This is a genomic window from Elusimicrobiota bacterium, from assembly GCA_041660925.1.
GTDB lineage: Bacteria > Elusimicrobiota > Elusimicrobia > UBA1565 > UBA1565 > JBAZUV01.
The window spans coordinates 137,984-153,778 of the sequence record JBAZVI010000006.1; the positions used below are offsets into that span (position 1 = coordinate 137,984).

Genomic DNA, 15,795 nt, shown 5'->3' on the forward strand with positions numbered 1-15,795 from the left:
TTCCCGGAAACGCGGTCTAAGCTACGGTCTTGATTGTACCACAACGGACCCGCGATTTCCTCACGACTTGCGTCACAGCGACAAAAGTCACAAACGGCACGGACCGGACGGACGGCGCGTCAATAATCGTACGTAAAGCCGAAAAGATAGCTGGAGGTGTTGTAAGAGTATTTGTAGGTCTTCTCGTACGTCATGTTCGAGCGCGCCATCAGGAAGTTCGCCTGCGCGTTGAGCCGGAAGTGCGGGGCGACGGGATAGGAGTAGTTCATCCCGACGAGATAGCGGCTCTGGTACTGCGCGGAGTCCTGATAGAGCCCGTTGGCGTCCTGGACGAGGCGGCCGGCATACTGCGTCCGCGACCACGTCATGGCGAGCCCGGCGGTCTGCGGCATCTTCATGTCGTCGCCCCAGGCCACCGAGACGCTCGGGCCCATCGAGTACTGGGTATAGCTGTAGGAGTCCGGCACGTACTTCGTCTGGCCGGCGTCATAGGTGTTCTGGTTGGAGCCGTTGTACGCGAGGCCGAGCTGGAAGCCCCCGGTGACGCGGACCGTGTCGGAGCGGAAGCTGCGCGGATAGGTGGCGCCCAGGCCGGCGCTCTGGCTGAAATCCTGCCGGTTCGCGTTCTTGTACTGCCCCGCCGCGTCGACGAGCTTCTGGTCCGGGAACTTCTGCCAGAGGAGGCTGTAGGAGGCCGAGAGAGAGACTTTCGGGTCGTCGTAAGGATAGGGCCGGGTCAGGGTGACGCTGACCTGGTTGTTGATCGTGTCGAGCACGTTCTTCCCCGCGGTCTCGCGGCCGAGCGGGTTGCCCAGCGGGTCGGTCCCGGACTTGGACTCGAGCGACTGATAGTTCGGGAAGCGCACGTAGTAGAAGTCGTAGCCGACGCGCAGCGAGAAGGGGTCGCGGTAGACCTTCTCCCCCTCGAAGCCGACGCCGAACTTCTGGTAGTCGAAAAGGCCCTTCCCCCAGGCCTCGTCGCGGGTCTCCTTGAGGAGCTCGTGCTTGTAGCTCACCGAAGGCTTGATCTTCCAGTCCGTGCCCGCGATCGCGCGCAGAGCCGAGAGCCCGAGGCGGTTGTCGAACTGCTGCTGGAAGAGCGTGCCGGAACCCACCGCGTCGGTGACGGCCTTCGTTCCCTTATAGTAGCCGCTGTAGGTCGGCAGCAGGGTCCACCCGCTGTCGAGCTTCACGGCCGGAGTGACGTTGGCCGAGACGTTCGCGTTCATGCGGCTCTTGTCCCCGGCGAAGAAGTACTGCCCCCCCATAAGCGAGAGGTTGTACATGGGGACGTACTCGACGGCCCGGGCTGCGGTCGCCATCAAAAGAAGGAGCCCTGCGCAGCCGCGCAGGGTCCGGTTGAGTCTCGTCTGGAGGCGGTTCAAATCGTTTCCCTGTCTCTTATTAAGGAATGAGTCCCGACTCGATGAGGATCTTCGGCTCGAAGACCAGGTCGATGCGGCGGCCGCCGAACTCCGAGGCGGTGATGATCTGCTGATAGTTCCACTTCAGGAGCGTCGCCTTATACGCGGAGCCGCTCGTGGCACCGGAGAAGGCCGAGAACGGAGCGACCTTGCCCGCGTCGTCGATGACGTAGGTGTCGTACTTGTCCCATTTCGACCCGTCGCCGTTCTTCGAGTAGATGATGTAGTGGAAGAGGCCGCTGTCGCGGTAGCCGGTGCAGTTGTCGAGAGTATCGCAGTTCGGCGAGCGGAGCACGGAAGTCACGTTATTCACCGTGCGCTGGTCGCCCACGCCGTTGGAGTCGCCCATGCTCTGGACGCCTCCGCAGCCAAAGCCGACGCCTCCCGCCGTGCAATTCGCCCCGCCCGCAGCCGCATTGTAGGCGCCGACGGCCGAGGTCCACGTGTTGTGGTTCTGACCGTTGTAGGCGAGGGAGTAGGTGTCGTAAAGAGCGGCCCAGAAGCTGGTGTTCGCGTTGCGCCCCGGATTGGCGCCGGCGGTGTCGGCGGTCGGAGCGGAAACGGAAGCGTAATCGTTCTTTGCCGCATCGAAAGCGAACGTCACCTCATCCCCCGAGACCTGATTGTTGTTCAGGTCGACCAGGTGACCGCCGCTCGCCGTCTCGACGACGCTGTCCTGCGTGTTCGAGTAGCCGGTCTTGAAGTCGGTGACCCAGTAGTCGCAGGGGGCGCCGACGCAGCCGGGGACCTGGCGCAGCGCGACGCTGAGGTCGTCGGGGAGCGCCTTATTGAAGGTGCCCTGTCGGAAGAAGTAGTCGAAGCGGTCGGCGCGCTCGTTGAGGACGACGAACTTGTAGGTGTCGGCGGCCGGGCGGATGATGTACTCCTCGATGCGCACGCGGTAGCCGTTGACGTCCACCATCGCCTTGCCCTGCTGGTAGACGGCGTTCTTCTGCTCGAGGGCGGCGGCGGCCTGGACCTCCTCCTTCGTCATCTCGAGGCCGACCTCCCGCTTGAGCGCCTGGCGCTCCTTGGAGTCGGCGGGCCCGCCGTCGTCGGCCTTGCCTCCGATGGCCCCGACGCGGCCGACGCCTCCCTGGTCCACGTCCACGCGCTGGCCTTCCTTGAGGAGGACCTCGCTGCCGCGGTTGTCGGCGACGCCGAGCGAGCCCTTGAAGAGGTCGACCGAAGTGCGTCCGTCGTCGCGGACGCTCACGTCGAACTCGGTGCCGCGCACGGAGCAGACCGCGGTCGGGGTGCGCACGGAGAAGCGGCGGCTGAGGACCTTCGAGACCATGGCCTTCATCCAGCCGACGCCGATGCGCATGCGCGCGTCGTTGGCCGCGGCGTTCTCGAGCTGGAAGGAGCTGCGCGGGCCGATCTCGACGCGGGAGCCGTCGTCGAAGGTGAGCACCGCGCGCGCGCCGGGGTCGGTCTTGAGCTCCTCGCCGGGCTGGACCTCGCGGTTGACGGCGACCTCGTTCCAGAGCACGGAGCCGGTCCCGCGCAGATAGACCTTGCCTTCGACGGAGGTCAGGGTGACGGCGGCGGCGGCGGGGAGACAGAAAAGGAGGGCGAATAACGAAGCGCCCAATAGAGGAAGGGTGCGGCGGGCCTCGGCGTGGTTTGGCATCGCTCGCGCAGCTACGTTGAGAGTCTAGCAGTGGACCTCGGACCTGTCAAGCCGACGGCAATGTGACAATGGTCGCGTACGGTATAAACAGCTCGCCCTCCCGCACGGGCCGCCGTGCTATAATCAGCCCATGATGAACCAGGACTTCGTCCAGCTCGTCGCCGACCCGTTCCGCGTGGTTCTGCACCGCGTCCTCTCGCAGGTGCCGAGCTTCGCCGCCGCCTTCCTCTTCGTCCTCATCGGGCTCTTCGTGGCCCGGCTGCTGCGCTCGGTCGTCGAGCGCGCCCTGGAGCGGGCCAAGATCGACGACGCCGTCCAGAAGGTCGGCGTCGGAGAGGTCCTCGCGCGCCTGGGCATGGGAAAGTCGCTGGGCTACGTCGTCGGCTTCCTCGTCTACTGGTTCGTCCTCTTCGCCTTCTTCGTCTCGGCGGCCAACGCCGTGAACCTGGCGGCCGTCTCCGAGCTCCTCGAGCGCTTCATGCTCTTCCTCCCCTCGGTCATCGCGGCCATCCTCATCCTCTTCGGCGGGCTCATGTTCGCCCGCTTCCTCTCGCAGGTCGTGGCCAACGCCTCCTCCGCCAACGACATCCGCGGCGGGGACGTCCTCGCCAAGGCGGCGTACGTCGTCATCGTCGTCTTCTCGACGCTCATGGCGATGGAGCAGCTCGGCATCCAGATGCTGCTGCTCGCCTCCAGCGTGCAGATCATCCTGGCCTCGCTCGGTCTGGCCTTCGCGCTGGCCTTCGGCCTCGGCGGCAAGGAGGTCGCGGCGGAGATCATCAGGGACATATTGAAGCGGGACGTGCACCCGCACAAGTAACCTCCCTTCCCCACTGCCTTCCACCACGGGGAAGGGCAGGGAAGGGGGCGGACGCAAAAAAGAAGGCCCGCGAAAGCGGGCCTTCTTCTTTTTCATCAGCTCTCCCCCCTCCTACACCTCGCCGGCACCCCGGCGCTGAAAGTGCCGGGACCGGGCGATTAGGGAAGCCTTATAGCCCAGACTCCCCGAGGGGAGAGGAGGGGCGGAAGGGGAGTCACTTGCGCTTGTCTGGCGTGATAGGGGGCGCGGGCACGGCCGGCGGAGCGCTGGCGCGGCGCTGCGGCGCCCGGCGGATGAGCTGGACGGGCGGGATGAAGGGCATGGGCCGCTCGACGCGCGACATGCCGTCCTTCATCGGGTCCGGCGCCGCCGCGACGGCCGCCGCCGGAGGAGCCGGCGCCTTCCAGCGCGCGAGCAGGCGGCGTCCCGCGGAGACGAGCAGGAGCGCGGCGAGCAGCAGCGCCGCCGCGAACACCCCGTTGTAGATGAGCCGCTCGGTCTTCCGATCCATGCCTACCGGCTAGTCCATGTAGTCGCGCAGTCCGCGGGAGCGGGAAGGGTGGCGGAGCTTGCGGATGGCCTTGCTCTCGATCTGACGCACGCGCTCGCGGGTGACCTTGAAGATGCGGCCGACTTCCTCGAGGGTGCGCGGGTAGCCGGTGCCGATGCCGAAGCGGAGCTTCAGGATCTTCGCCTCGCGGTCGGTCAGGGACCCGAGGACCTTCTCCACCTCGGCGCGGCGCAGGAAGCCCTGCGCGGAGTTCGACGGCGCCGGGCCGGCCTTGTCCTCGATGAAGTCCTCGAGATAGGAGTCCTCGTCCTCGCCGATGGGCGTGGCCAGCGAGATGGGCTCCTGCATGATCTTCAGGACGTTCTTCACCTTGTCCACCGAGATGTGCAGGTGCCGCGTGTACTCCTCGAGGGTGGGCTCGCGGCCCTGCTCCTGGCGGTAGCGGCGCGTCACCTTCATCAGCTTGCTGATGAGCTCCTTCATGTGCACGGGGATGCGGATCGTGCGCGCCTGGTCGGCGATCGCGCGGTTGATGGACTGCCGGATCCACCAGGTCGCGTAGGTCGAGAACTTGAAGCCGCGCTTGTACTCGAACTTCTCGACGGCCTTCATGAGCCCGAGGCCGCCCTCCTGGATGAGGTCGGAGAGCTCGAGGTTCGAGTTCACGTGCTTCTTCGCGATGGAGACCACCAGGCGCAGGTTCGCCTTGATGAGCTTGAGCTTGTCCTGGAGGATCTGCTCCTCGAGGGTGACGATGCGCTTGTCCAGCTCGAGGAACTCGACGACCTGGATCGGCAGCGAGTGCACGAGCCGGTCATGGCGCTCCAGCACGATGCGCATGTTCTCGAGCGCCGCTTCGACCGCGCTCGGCGTGTAGCCGGTCTTCGAGCGGAACTGCTCGTTGGTCAGGCGGCCCTTGGCGTTGAGCTCATGCAGGCGCAGCAGCTCGGCGGGGTCGATGCCGTAGCGCTTGCGGTAGTGGGCGACCTCGTCCTGGCACTCGCGGATCTTCTGCGCGAGGCTCTTGATCTTGTTGGTGAGGCGCTTGATCTTGTCCTGGTTGAGGTTCAGCCCGAGGATCTTGTCGACGATCTCGCGGTTGCGCGCCTCGATGGTGCGGTGGACCTTCTGGCGCATCTTGTCGGAGAGGCGCGGGCTCAGCAGGCGGCGGCGCAGGCGCTCGACGACCTTCTCGGACTTCCCGATGAACTGGGCGACCGCCTTCATCTTGCGGCGCATCGCCGAGAGCTCCTGGGAGGTCTTGCGGCCGCGCGGCATGAGCTCCTTGGGCGTCATCTCCTGCAGCGAGATGAGGGTCTCCCAGTTGCGGATCTCGCGCATCGTGATGGGGGACTCCAGCACGAGCAGGCGCAGCTCCTTCTCGCGCTCGCGGACGTTGCGGGCGAGGGTGACTTCCTCCTCGCGCGAGAGCAGCGGCACCTTGCCCATCTCGGAGAGGTACATGCGGATGGAGTTCGAGACGTCCGGCGTGGACTCCCACTCCTCCGTGTACGCCTCGCGCTCGGCGGGCGCCGAGACCTTCGCCTTCTTGCGGTTGACGACCTCGATGCCGAGGTCCTCCAGCGTCGCCATCAGGCCGTCGATCTCGTCCGACGACATGTTGGCGGCGGTCAGCGACCGGTTGATCTCCTCGAGCGTCAAGTAGCCGTGCTCCTTGCCGAGTTCGATCAGATCCCCGAGTGCCTGCTTGGGCGTCGCGCTCATCAGTCTCTCCTCGTCCCTTTCAGTTCAGATAAAAGCCGCATATATTCCGTCTTCAGTTCCGCCGACCCTTCCCCGGCGCCGCCCTCGGCGGCCATGCGCAGCACGACCGGCTCGAGCTCCTTCAGGCGCCGCTCGCGGCGCGCGCGTCCCACGATGCCCGAGAGCACCGCGGCGGGGTCGCTGAGGGCCCGCTCGTCGACGAGCAGGACCGAGGCCAGCGTCCGCGCCTCCCCTTCCAGCGCCTCCAGAACCCGCGCCGGAGAGGTCCCCCCTTCCGACGCGCCGTACGTCGAGCGCATCGCCGCGAAGACCGCCCGCGCGCGCGGGTCCGAGAGATCCGCCTCCGCCACGAGCGCGTCGTCGAGCGCCAGCGCGGGCTGGCGCAGGAGGCAGAGGAGGATGTCCTTCTCCGCCGCCGGGACCGGCTTCGCCGCGCGCTCCGCAGGCGCCTTCGGCGCCAGGGCGCGCATGCGCGAAGGCGGCTCGCCGCTGCGGCGCAGCTGCAGGAGCAGCGACTCCTCGTCGGCGTCGAGCTTCTGCGACAGGCGCCGGACCCACTCGCGCTTGAGCACCTGGTCGGGGCAGCGCGCGATCGTCCCCAGAACCTCGCCGGCGACCTTCGCCTTGTCCTCCGGCTCGAGGAACGCGCCCGCGCGCCCCTTCAGCGAGAGGACCGTGCGGAACTCCGCGAGGTCCGCGCCCTCTTCGAGGCACTTGTCGAGCCCGCGCCGGCCGCTCTTCATGAGCAGCTCGTCGGGGTCGAGCCCGCCGGGGACCGTCGCGACCCGCACGCGCAGGCCCCGCTCGAGCAGCATCTCGGCGCCGCGCATCGCCGCGGTCGCGCCCGCCGCGTCCGGGTCGAAGAGGAACGTGACCTCTTCGACGTAGCGCGCGAGCGTCGTCGCGTGGTCCTCCGTCACGGCCGTCCCGAGCGGCGCGCAGGCGATGGGCAGCCCCCATTGATGGGCGGCCAGCACGTCCATGTAGCCTTCCATCAGCACGACGCGCCGGTCCTTGCGGACGGCCGACAAGCCTTCAAAGAACCCGTACAGCACCCGCCCTTTCGAGAAGAGCGGCGTCTCGGGGGAGTTCAGGTACTTCGGCTCCCCGGCGCCGAGCACGCGCGCGCCGAAGCCGACCGTCTCCCCCTTCGCGTTCCGGATCGGGTACAGCACCCGGCCCCAGAAATAGTCGCGGTACGTCCCGTCCTCGCGGCGCGCCGCGAGCCCCGCCTTCATCAGCAGGGCGGCGTCGTAGCCCTTCCCCGCGGCCGCCGGCAGCAGCCCGCGGCCGGCGCGCGGCGCGTAGCCGAGCTGGAAGGCCTTCACCGTCTCGGCCTTCAGCCCCCGCTTCTCGAGGTACTGCCGCGCGCTCAGCGCCTCGGGCGACGCCATCAGCTCGCCGTGGTAGAACTCGCGCGCGAACTCGAGCGCGTCGAGGAGCCGCCGGCGCTCGCGCGCCTGGGGGCTCGACTGCCACGAGTCCTTCGGCAGCGTCACGCCCGCACGCGTCGCGAGCTTCTCGACGGCCTCGGGGAACTCGAGGTTCTCCACCTTCATCAAAAACGTGAAGACGTCGCCGCCCGTGCTGCACGAGCCGAAGCAGTGGAACGTCCCGCGCTCGGGCGACACGATGAACGACGGCGTCTTCTCCTGATGGAAGGGACAGCAGGCCTTCCAGTTGCGCCCGGCCCTCTTCAGGCCGGGCACGTACTCCCGGACCAGTTCCTCGATGGGGACCCGCTGGCGGATGTCCTCCAGCGTCTGCTCGGTGAACTGTGCCATGGGAGCCGCGCCCCGAAGGACGCTCAGCCCCTCATCGCGCGCTTGCGCCGCAGGCGGCGCATCTTGCGCAGGGCTTCCTGCTGGCGGAGCTTGCGCTTCACGCTGGGCGTGAGGTAATGCTCCCGCCGCTTGATCTCCTTGAGGATGCCGTTGCGCTCGCACTCGCGCTTGAACCGGCGCAGCGCCTCCTCGATGGATTCGTTGTCGCGGATCTTGACGAAGACCATGTTATGTATTCACCGCCTTGGCTTCTCTCAGCTCACTCGTTGATCGGCGCCCCGGGCCGTCGGCCCCGGACGCCGTTGAAATCTAGCCCGGAGGCCAGCCCATCCGCCGCCCGCCGAGCAGGTGGTAGTGGAGGTGGTCCACCGATTGTCCCGCGTCCCGCCCGTCGTTGGTCACGAGGCGGAAGCTCGCGAGCTTCAGCTCGGCGGCCACGGCCCGGGCGGCGGCCTGCAGCTTCCCGAGCAGGGCCTCGTCGTCGGCGCCGCTCGCGGAGAGTCCCGCGATGTGCCGGCGGGGGATGAGCAGGATGTGCGTCGGGGCCTGGGGGTTGAGGTCCTTGAAGGCGACCACATGGTCGTCCTCATAGACCTTCTGAGACCTCACGGTCCCCTCGGCGATCTTGCAGAAGAGGCAGTCCTTGCTCATGAAATGGCTATAAACCCTTTTGGAAACAGGGATTCTACTATAACGGCCGCCCCCCCCGCCAGCCAGGGAAGTCCGCCCCCCGCTCCCTGGTGCCTGCTACCACACTTTTACACTTTTCAAACGACGGCGGAGGCGTCGGGGCCGGAGGAGGAGACGACGCGGGCCCAGTGCAGGCCGGGACCGGGGTCGCGGTCCAGGACGACCTTGAGGAAATGGTCGGTCATGGCGGTGACCTTCGGGAGGGACTCCTCGACGAGGACGCGCCGGCGGGAGCCGACGGCGGCCGCGGCGAAGGCGCCCCGCAGGGAACGGTCGAGCCGGCGCAGGGCCTCGGCCCGCCGCCGCAGCTCGGGCGCGGGGACCTGCCCGCCCATCGCCGCCGCCGGGGTCCCGGAACGGGCGGAGAAGCGGAAGACGTGCAGGCCGGAGAAGGCGGCGTCCTCGGCGAAGGCGCGCGTGGCGTCGAACTCCTCGTCCGTCTCCCCCGGGAAGCCCGTGAGGAGGTCGGTGAAGACCGCGGCGCCAGGGAGGCGCTCGCGCAGGGCCATCAGGCGCCGGCGATAGAAGACCGCGCCGTACCAGCGCCCCATGCGCTTGAGCACGGTCTCGGCGCCCGACTGCAGGGGCAGGTGGAAGGAGGGACAGACCCGCTCGCCGAGGGCCGCGTAGCCGTCGAGGAAGCGGTCGGTGCAGTCGGTGATCTCGAGCGAGGAGAGGCGCAGGCGGAAATCCCCCTCCAGCGCGGCGAGTCGCTGGAGCAGACCGAGGAGGTCGGTCCGCTTCCCTCCCTCCGCGACGAGGTAGCGCCCGAGCCGGATGCCGCAGAGCACGAGCTCGCGGTGGCCGCGCGCGATGAGCGCGCGCGCCTCCGCCTCGACCTCCGGCAGGGGTCGGCTCCAGAGCTTCGGCCGGACCGAGGGGACGACGCAGTAGCTGCACTTCATGTCGCAGCCGTCCTGCACCTTCACGAACGCCCGCGCGTGCCCGGAGAAGGAGGAGAGTCCCGCGTACGCGGGGGCCGGGCCGGCACGCGGGCGTCCTCCTCTCGCGCCGTCCTCCGGCGCACAGGACGGCGCCGGAGGGCGCAGCACGAGCTCCGGGAGGGATTCCTTCTCGGCGTTGCCGGCGATGATCGCGCCCGGCGCGGCCGCGCGCACCCGCTCGGCCGCGCGCGTGGCGAGGCAGCCCGTCACGATGAGCCGCGCCGCGGGGTTGCGCCGGTGGATGCGGCGCAGGAGCTGGAGCGCGTCCTTGTCGGCCTCGTCGGTGACGCTGCAGGTGTTCACGACGCAGACGTCGGCGGTCTCGAAGTCGGGGACGGCGACGGAGACCCCGTCGCCGAGGAGACGCTCGCGCAGGCGCTCGGTCTCGTACTGGTTGACCCGGCAGCCGAAGGTCTTGAAGAAGACCCTCATGGAGCGCGCAGCCTCAGAAGGACGATCTCGGCGGGGGCGAGGAAGCGCATCGGAGGGCCCCAGTTCCCCGCGCCCGGACTCACGTAGAGCGTCGACGCCCCGGAGCGATAGGGTCCGTAGACCCGCTTGTAGACCGCGCGCACGAGGAGCGTGAAGGGGAAGAGCTGGCCGCGGTGCGTGTGCCCGGAGAGCATGAGGCCCACGCCCTTCTCCGCCGCGAGCTCGAAGCGCAGGGGCTGGTGGCTCAGCAGGATGGAGGGCTTCGCGGGGTCGAGCCGTCCGAGGACCTTCCCGACGTCCTCGTCGTCGAGCCGCGCGGCCATCTGGTCGTCGATGCCCGCCACCTGCAGCCCCCCCGGAAGGACGCGGACCTCTCCGCGCAGCAGCGGCAGGCCGCTGCGGCGGTAGGAGGCCAGGGAGGCGTCGACGCCGTGGTAGTGCTCGTGGTTCCCGAAGACGGAGAGCACTCCCAGACGCGGCGCGAGCCCGGCGAGCTGACTCGCGAGCCGTTCCTCTCCGGCGAAGCCCGGGTCGAGGAGGTCGCCGGTGAAGACGACGAGGTCGGGCGAGAGGCCCTTCACGCGCTCGAGGATGCGTTCGAACTGGTCGAGAGAGACGCTCAGCCCCAGGTGCAGGTCCGAGAGCTGGACGACGCGCAGTCCGTCGAGCTCGCGCGGCAGGCGCGGCAGGCGCACCTCGACCTCGCGGACCCGGGGGACCCGGGCCGCGTCGAAGAGCGACCAGCCGACGGAGAAAGCGGCGAGCAGGAGGACGCCCCAGGCCGCGCCGCGGTGCGCCGGCCCCGCCCAGCGCGACCAGCGCAGGGCCGTCTCGAGGAGGTCTCCGAGCACGGCGCTCGAGAGCATGAGGAAGGACGCGCCGAGCCAGATGAAGGAGAGCCAGGCGAAGGCCCGCGTGAAGGGGGTCGAGTGGCTGCGCAGCAGCCACATCCCGAGCGGGAAGGAGAGCGCGACGAGCAGGAGCAGGATCCTCAGCGTTCCGGGCGCGACGGGCAGGTTCGGGAAATGGCGCAGCGTCCACCAGGCGATGTAATACTGCATGCCGAGGTAGACGCAGACGACGGACGCGATGAAGGCGACGACATGGAGCATGCGGGTCTCAATCCTCGCGGCTGCGGCGGGAGTCCTTGAGCCGCGCGCGGTGGCGCTTGTCGGCGAGCATGCGGTCCTTGGAGGCGCGGCTGCGCTTGCGGTTGCGCCGGCGCTCGAGCTCGAAGAGATGGCGGCGCCGCGCTGCCTCCGCCCGCTCGCGCGTCTCGAGCTTCTCGGCCAGGCGGCGGCGGGCGATGAGGCGGTTCTGGGCCTGCGAGCGTTCGTCGGTGCAGCGGACGCTCAGCCCGGTCGGGAGGTGGACGAGCAGGACGCCGGTCTCGACCTTGTTGACGTTCTGCCCGCCGGCTCCCGCCGAGCGCAGGAAGGTCTCGCGCAGGTCCTCCTCGCGCAGGGGCCGCGGCGTCACTTCAGCCTCCCCACGAGCGTGAACTCCTCGCGGTCGTGGTAGAGGTGCCGCGCGCGCAGCAGCGCGCAGCGCGGGAGGAGGCCGCCCTCGGGGGAGCGGAGCTCGCGCAGCAGGGGCAGGGGGTCTTGGCGGCCGTACTTCACGTTCACGATGAAGCGACGGCAGGAACCCGCCTCCACCCAGCGGCGCAGCAGTTCGAGGACCCGGCCCGGCTCCTCGATGAGGTCGCAGAAGAGCCAGTCCACAGGCCGCTCGGGGAAGTACTTGAAGGCGTCCTCCGGTGCGTGCGCGATGAGCGGATGGTCGAGCGCGCCGCCCTTGAGCGGGCCGTTGTCGACGGCGACCACCCGCGCCCCGCGCCGGGCCGCGCTGTAGCTCCAGCCGCCCGGGGCCGCGCCGAGGTCCGCGACGCTCTCCCCCTCCAGCGGGGACTCGCCGAGCACGCGGTAGGCCTCCTCGACCTTGAGGAACGAGCGCGAGGGCGCCTGAGGGTCGTCGGCCATGCGCCGCTGCCCGCCCGCGAAGGCGATGCGCGAGACGAAGGCGCGGCGGAAGTCGGCGAGGTAGAGGAACATGCCGCGGGCGGCGCCGGGCTCCGGCCGCCCCTTCTCGGCCAGGCGCAGGACGCGCGCCATGCGGCTCGTCTTCTCGAGGAAGACCTCCTCGACGGCACGGCAGCGCGCGCCGAGACCGGCGACCCCGGCGGCCTCGAAGCAGAGGGGCCAGGGCTTCTCGTAGCGCTCGGTGCGGCTCGTCTCGAGGAAATGGTCGGCGGCCCGTCCCGCCAGCGCGTTGACCGAGTCGCCGCGGAGCTCGACGGGCTCGAAGAGCGTGAGATGGGCGAAGCAGAGGTCGGAGCGCTCGCTCTCGCAGAGGGCCCAGCCCGGCCCCTTCTCGAGCGCCGCGCCGGCCTCCTTGGCGAGGAAGGCCTCGAAGCCCGTCTGCCCGACGTGGAGGACCCGGGGCATCAGCCTCCGGTCATGATCTTGATGAGCGCGGCGGGCGACTGCGCGGTGACGAAGGCGTTGAGGAGGGCGTCCTCGCGGCAGAGGAGATGGAGGCGGTTGAGCACGCAGCGCGTCGTCACCATGATCTCGCGCTCGAACTGCTCGACGATGGCGCGCACCTTCTCCGGGTCCCCGGCGTTGGCCTGGTTGATGTTCAGAAGGAGGCGGTGGGCGATCTCGTGGGCCTGCATGAGCGGGTGGATCCCCTCGTAGTACTCCCAGTACTTCTTGCCCACGTCGCAGTAGCAGATGAGACTCAGGGTGCAGACGTAGGAGAGCGCCTGCTGGATGGGGACCTCGGCGCTGCGCACGAGCTTCCCGTCCTCGGCCTTGAAGAGCACCCGCACCGGGGTGTAGGAGCGGTACTTGTCGGCCTGCCGGACGATGGGGAGGATGGGGTGGATGGCGTGGCAGACGCCGGGCCGGCCGAGGTCCGGGCACATCGCGCATTTCTCCAGGTCGATGGCCTGCCGCGCCTCGGGGGAGAACTTCGCCGGGTCCTCCCAGAACTCGGCGGCGACGCGCTCGATGTTGGCGAGGGTCAGATCGAGGCGGGTGCCGTCGGGCATGAAGATGTAGAGTCCCGGCTCGACGCAGGACTTCTCGAGGTCCTCCAGCCGCTCGCCCGGCTTCTCCGGCGGCTTGCCCGCCTCTTCCGTCGCCATGCCTCCATCATACAAAAGCAGGGACCGCGGCGCGGTCCCTGCTTGCGTGCTCCAAATCCCCCCGGGACTCCCCCGCGGGGATTCCCGCTTACTCCGCGACGAGGCGGATGCGCGCCACCGCCGACTCCGCGGCGCTGCCCCTGAGCGGGCTCCCTTCCCGGGCGACGAGCATGTACTTGCCCGGGGCGAGCTGGGCGGAGGAGAAGGCCTGCTTCTTGTTGTCCTGATGGAAGGCCTCGTAATGGGCGAACTTGCCGTCGTAGAGCGTCTTCTGCAGGTCGCTGTAGCGCTTGAGCTCGTAGTTGTCGAGCAGGAAGAGGGTCACGCCGTTGCCGCTGAGCACGGAGAGCGAGAGCTTCACCTGCGCGAGGTTGTCGAGGGTGAACTCGCAACTGCTCCACTCGTTGTTGAGGAGACGGGACTCCTTCTCGAGCAGGACGCGTTCCTTGGCGCAGCCCAAGGAGAGGGCGGAGACGACGAACAGCACGGCGATGCGGATGCTGGACTTCATGCGGTCCTCCTGGGGGCATGGGCGCCCCAAGTCGTGAATCGGGAGGTCCGTCGAAGTCCGTCTGTCCCGAGCTACCGTCGTCCGTCTGCGGCGCCGATAGTATATATGAATATAATGAACGGCGCACTAGCAACAATCGTCACATGCGGCGCGGAAGGCCGATTACAGCGCGCCGAGATCGTGGAGGACCAGCGCCGCGGCGACGATCGCGGCCGTTTCGCCTCGTAAGGTCGTGGCGCCCATGTGGAAGAGGTGCGCCCCCTCCATCTCGGCGAGCTCGGCTTCCTCGTCGGAGAAGCCGCCCTCGGGGCCGATGAAGAGGTTCACCTTGAGCGCGTCCCTGTGGTGCTGGCGCGCCTTCACGAGGGCCTCGTGCAGCGAGGTCATCGCGCCGGAGGGCTTGGCCCAGCCGACGAAGGTGGCGCCTTCCTTCGAGGCCTTCACGATGGCCTCGCGGTACTGCTGGGGAGGGTAGAGCTCGGGGATCTCGGCGCGGCCGCACTGCTTGGAGGCGGCCGTGAGGACCTTCGCCCAGCGCTCGATCTTCTTGGGCGTTCCCTCCTCGCGCAGCTGGACGACGGTGCGCGGGGTGAGGATGGGGACGATGGCGGAGACGCCGATCTCGGCCGCCTTCTCGAGGGCCCAGTCCCAGCGCGAGGAGCGCAGGAGCCCGAGATAGAGGGTCATCTGGACCTGGGTGCCCTTCTTCGTGGCGTGCAGGGTCCCGGTGATCTTCCCTTCGACGATCCCGTCCTCGCCCACCTTCTCGATGACGGCCGCGTAGCGCCCGCCCTTGCCGTCGAAGAGCTCGAGGGTCTGTCCCGGCTGGCAGCGCAGGACCCTCGCGACATGGAAGGCCTCCGGGCCGCGCAGGGTGAAGCGGTCGTTCTGGACGTCTTCGCGAGCGACGAGGAACTGGGGCATCAGGAGCCTCCGCCGAAGATCTTTCCGAAGATGCCGCCATCCTCTTTCGGCGGCTCGCCGCCCTTCCCCGTCGCCTCCGCCGTCTTCTCGGCCTTCTCCGCCTTCTCCGTCTCGGCGGCGTCCTCCTCGTCGGCTTTGTGCATGAGCCGGCCCAGCTGTTCGACGAGCTCCTTCTCCGGGCCCTCGAGATGTCGCGGGACGTCGACCTCGACGCGCACGAGCAGGTCGCCGTAGCCGCGGCCGCGCAGCTTGGGCATCCCCTTGCCGGGGAGGCGGAAGAGCGCCCCATGCTGGACGCCGGCGGGGATCTTGATGCGCGACTTCCCCTCCCCGAGCGTGGGGACCGAGAGGGTGCAGCCGAGCGCGGCCTGCGGGAAGCTGATGCGCTGGCGGTAGACCAGGTCGTCCTCGTCGCGCTCGAAACGGGAGTTCGTCTTCACCCGCACGTCCACGTAGAGGTCGCCGGCGGGACCGCCGCGCGCGCCCGCCTCGCCCTCGCCGGCGACGCGCAGCGTGGCGCCGTCGTAGACTCCGGCGGGGATGCGGAGCGTGAGGTGATGCTTCCTGCGCGCGGTGCCCGAGCCGCGACAGTCCTTGCACGGGGTCTCGATGGTCTGCCCGGCGCCGCCGCAGGCGGGGCAGGTCTGGCTCATGGAGAAGAAGCCCTGGGAGTACTGCACGCGCCCGGCCCCGCGGCAGGTCGCGCAGCGCTTGAGGCCGGTGCCGGGCCGCGCGCCGCTGCCGCGGCAGGTGGCGCAGGTCTCGATGCGCTCGTAGTCGATGGGCTTCTGCACGCCCTCGTAGGCCTGCTCGAGGGTGACCGTCGCCTCGAACTTGAGGTCGTGGCCGCGGCGCGTGCGCGCGTGGCCGCCGCCCGGCTCGCCGAAGCCGCCGCCCCCTCCGCCGAAGAAGCTCTCGAAGATCTCCCCGAACATGTCGTTGGGATCTCCGCCCTGGCGGAAGCCGCCGCCGAAGCCGCCGTGGCCGCCGTGGGCGCCGTGCTGACCGCTCACCCCGGCCTCGCCGAACTGATCGTAGAGCTGGCGCTTCTTCCCGTCGGAGAGGACCTCGTAGGCCGAGTTCACCTGCTTGAAGCGCTCCTCGGCCTCCTTGTTGCCGGCGTTGCGGTCGGGGTGGAACTTGAGCGCGAGCTTGCGGTAGGCCGCCTTGATCTCGGCCTCCGTGGCGTTCCTGGGGATGCCCAGGAGCTCGTAATAATCTTTAGCCATGCGCGCTCGGGAGCGGG

Annotated in this window: 16 protein-coding genes; 1 reads left to right on the forward strand and 15 read right to left on the reverse strand. The window is 68.9% G+C overall.

The annotated features are described in order from the left end of the window. Positions 1–119 precede the first annotated feature (119 nt). Together WC969_09870 and WC969_09875 are read right to left on the reverse strand one after the other, a co-directional pair. The gene (locus WC969_09870) at positions 120–1,322 is read right to left on the reverse strand and encodes a hypothetical protein (GenBank protein ID MFA6030150.1); all 1,203 of its coding nucleotides are present in this window, start codon (positions 1,320–1,322) and stop codon (positions 120–122) included. A gap of 82 nt (positions 1,323–1,404) precedes the next feature. After that, complete coding sequence (locus WC969_09875) at positions 1,405–3,057, reverse strand: FecR family protein (protein MFA6030151.1); 1,653 nt, start codon at positions 3,055–3,057, stop codon at positions 1,405–1,407. 130 nt (positions 3,058–3,187) lie between these two features. Between WC969_09875 and WC969_09880 the strand changes: the two genes are divergently transcribed. Then, positions 3,188–3,877, forward strand: a complete 690-nt coding sequence (locus WC969_09880) for a hypothetical protein (GenBank protein MFA6030152.1) — start codon at positions 3,188–3,190, stop codon at positions 3,875–3,877. Positions 3,878–4,091: 214 nt separating this feature from the next. Here the strand turns inward: WC969_09880 and WC969_09885 are convergent, their stop codons facing one another. The 13 genes from WC969_09885 to dnaJ all read right to left on the reverse strand — a co-directional run bounded on the left by WC969_09885 (position 4,092) and on the right by dnaJ (position 15,778). Next, positions 4,092–4,388, reverse strand: coding sequence for a hypothetical protein (locus tag WC969_09885; protein ID MFA6030153.1), 297 nt, complete (start codon positions 4,386–4,388; stop codon positions 4,092–4,094). 9 nt (positions 4,389–4,397) lie between these two features. Further along, positions 4,398–6,113 (reverse strand): sigma-70 family RNA polymerase sigma factor, encoded by a 1,716-nt coding sequence (locus WC969_09890; GenBank protein ID MFA6030154.1) that lies wholly within the window; start codon positions 6,111–6,113, stop codon positions 4,398–4,400. Beyond that, on the reverse strand, positions 6,113–7,897 hold the full coding sequence (gene dnaG, locus WC969_09895; protein MFA6030155.1) for a DNA primase: 1,785 nt from the start codon (positions 7,895–7,897) through the stop codon (positions 6,113–6,115). Before dnaG ends, WC969_09890 begins: the two co-directional genes overlap by 1 nt. A 23-nt stretch (positions 7,898–7,920) precedes the next feature. Next, positions 7,921–8,124, reverse strand: coding sequence for a 30S ribosomal protein S21 (rpsU, locus tag WC969_09900; protein MFA6030156.1), 204 nt, complete (start codon positions 8,122–8,124; stop codon positions 7,921–7,923). 82 nt (positions 8,125–8,206) lie between these two features. Continuing rightward, entirely contained in the window at positions 8,207–8,548 is a 342-nt protein-coding gene (locus WC969_09905) for a histidine triad nucleotide-binding protein (GenBank protein ID MFA6030157.1), read from the reverse strand. Between the two features lie 116 nt (positions 8,549–8,664). After that, positions 8,665–9,963: a MiaB/RimO family radical SAM methylthiotransferase gene (locus tag WC969_09910; protein MFA6030158.1), complete on the reverse strand. Its 1,299-nt coding sequence runs from the start codon at positions 9,961–9,963 to the stop codon at positions 8,665–8,667. Beyond that, on the reverse strand, positions 9,960–11,075 hold the full coding sequence (locus WC969_09915) for a metallophosphoesterase (GenBank protein MFA6030159.1): 1,116 nt from the start codon (positions 11,073–11,075) through the stop codon (positions 9,960–9,962). The genes WC969_09910 and WC969_09915 overlap by 4 nt, the downstream gene beginning before the upstream one ends. A 7-nt stretch (positions 11,076–11,082) precedes the next feature. After that, positions 11,083–11,442: a peptide chain release factor-like protein gene (locus WC969_09920; protein MFA6030160.1), complete on the reverse strand. Its 360-nt coding sequence runs from the start codon at positions 11,440–11,442 to the stop codon at positions 11,083–11,085. Continuing rightward, on the reverse strand, positions 11,439–12,410 hold the full coding sequence (locus tag WC969_09925) for an SAM-dependent methyltransferase (GenBank protein ID MFA6030161.1): 972 nt from the start codon (positions 12,408–12,410) through the stop codon (positions 11,439–11,441). The genes WC969_09920 and WC969_09925 overlap by 4 nt, the downstream gene beginning before the upstream one ends. After that, on the reverse strand, positions 12,410–13,114 hold the full coding sequence (locus tag WC969_09930; GenBank protein ID MFA6030162.1) for a hypothetical protein: 705 nt from the start codon (positions 13,112–13,114) through the stop codon (positions 12,410–12,412). The genes WC969_09925 and WC969_09930 overlap by 1 nt, the downstream gene beginning before the upstream one ends. 88 nt (positions 13,115–13,202) lie before the next feature. Beyond that, complete coding sequence (locus WC969_09935; protein MFA6030163.1) at positions 13,203–13,625, reverse strand: hypothetical protein; 423 nt, start codon at positions 13,623–13,625, stop codon at positions 13,203–13,205. Between the two features lie 162 nt (positions 13,626–13,787). Then, positions 13,788–14,549: an RsmE family RNA methyltransferase gene (locus WC969_09940; GenBank protein MFA6030164.1), complete on the reverse strand. Its 762-nt coding sequence runs from the start codon at positions 14,547–14,549 to the stop codon at positions 13,788–13,790. Beyond that, the gene (dnaJ, locus tag WC969_09945; protein ID MFA6030165.1) at positions 14,549–15,778 is read right to left on the reverse strand and encodes a molecular chaperone DnaJ; all 1,230 of its coding nucleotides are present in this window, start codon (positions 15,776–15,778) and stop codon (positions 14,549–14,551) included. Before dnaJ ends, WC969_09940 begins: the two co-directional genes overlap by 1 nt. Between the last annotated feature and the right edge of the window lie 17 nt (positions 15,779–15,795).

What these genes read in the sequence shown, in the direction of transcription:
- WC969_09930 (MFA6030162.1), bottom strand. Translation starts at nt 13,114, where the DNA reads ATGGCGACGGAAGAGGCGGGCAAGCCGCCGGAGAAGCCGGGCGAGCGG.
- WC969_09925 (MFA6030161.1), bottom strand. Translation starts at nt 12,410, where the DNA reads ATGCCCCGGGTCCTCCACGTCGGGCAGACGGGCTTCGAGGCCTTCCTC.
- WC969_09935 (MFA6030163.1), bottom strand. Translation starts at nt 13,625, where the DNA reads ATGAAGTCCAGCATCCGCATCGCCGTGCTGTTCGTCGTCTCCGCCCTC.
- WC969_09890 (MFA6030154.1), bottom strand. Translation starts at nt 6,113, where the DNA reads ATGAGCGCGACGCCCAAGCAGGCACTCGGGGATCTGATCGAACTCGGC.
- WC969_09910 (MFA6030158.1), bottom strand. Translation starts at nt 9,963, where the DNA reads ATGAGGGTCTTCTTCAAGACCTTCGGCTGCCGGGTCAACCAGTACGAG.
- dnaJ (MFA6030165.1), bottom strand. Translation starts at nt 15,778, where the DNA reads ATGGCTAAAGATTATTACGAGCTCCTGGGCATCCCCAGGAACGCCACG.
- WC969_09870 (MFA6030150.1), bottom strand. Translation starts at nt 1,322, where the DNA reads ATGGCGACCGCAGCCCGGGCCGTCGAGTACGTCCCCATGTACAACCTC.
- WC969_09875 (MFA6030151.1), bottom strand. Translation starts at nt 3,057, where the DNA reads ATGCCAAACCACGCCGAGGCCCGCCGCACCCTTCCTCTATTGGGCGCT.
- WC969_09915 (MFA6030159.1), bottom strand. Translation starts at nt 11,075, where the DNA reads ATGCTCCATGTCGTCGCCTTCATCGCGTCCGTCGTCTGCGTCTACCTC.
- dnaG (MFA6030155.1), bottom strand. Translation starts at nt 7,897, where the DNA reads ATGGCACAGTTCACCGAGCAGACGCTGGAGGACATCCGCCAGCGGGTC.
- WC969_09905 (MFA6030157.1), bottom strand. Translation starts at nt 8,548, where the DNA reads ATGAGCAAGGACTGCCTCTTCTGCAAGATCGCCGAGGGGACCGTGAGG.
- rpsU (MFA6030156.1), bottom strand. Translation starts at nt 8,124, where the DNA reads ATGGTCTTCGTCAAGATCCGCGACAACGAATCCATCGAGGAGGCGCTG.
- WC969_09940 (MFA6030164.1), bottom strand. Translation starts at nt 14,549, where the DNA reads ATGCCCCAGTTCCTCGTCGCTCGCGAAGACGTCCAGAACGACCGCTTC.
- WC969_09885 (MFA6030153.1), bottom strand. Translation starts at nt 4,388, where the DNA reads ATGGATCGGAAGACCGAGCGGCTCATCTACAACGGGGTGTTCGCGGCG.
- WC969_09880 (MFA6030152.1), top strand. Translation starts at nt 3,188, where the DNA reads ATGATGAACCAGGACTTCGTCCAGCTCGTCGCCGACCCGTTCCGCGTG.